Here is a 331-nt window from a genome sequence, read left to right as displayed (position 1 = left end):
GATTACAGTACCGGATGACTTAAACACTGATGGCCTCATCAATACAGCAGAACTAGGCACAGACGGCAGCTTTGATGCCCGTGTTGCGTTAGGTCCGGATGCAGTAGTGGGCACTGTCGTGAACGTTAACGGCACTGACTACACTGTCAATGCGACTGACCTGGGCAATGGCTATATCACTGCAGCGATTCCTGTGACTGCAGATGGCCCAATCACCATCCATGCCCAAGCAGTGGATTCACAAGGTCATATCAGCAGCCCAACAGATGTCATCGTGACTGTCGATACGGCAGCGCCAAGTGCACCAGTAATTGATCCGATCAATGCGACT

The 331-nt window shown here is 51.7% G+C and carries 1 protein-coding gene; it reads left to right on the top strand.

The annotated features are described in order from the left end of the window. A partial coding sequence (locus tag ACH8JV_RS19580; protein WP_396523318.1) for a hypothetical protein occupies positions 1-331 on the top strand: 331 nt, incomplete at both ends.

It is taken from the genome of Acinetobacter sp. ABJ_C5_2 (assembly GCF_044538485.1).
GTDB classification, from domain to species: domain Bacteria; phylum Pseudomonadota; class Gammaproteobacteria; order Pseudomonadales; family Moraxellaceae; genus Acinetobacter; species Acinetobacter nosocomialis_A.
Note: the sequence above shows the minus strand (reverse complement) of the source record. Positions and strands in the feature narration are given on the sequence as shown.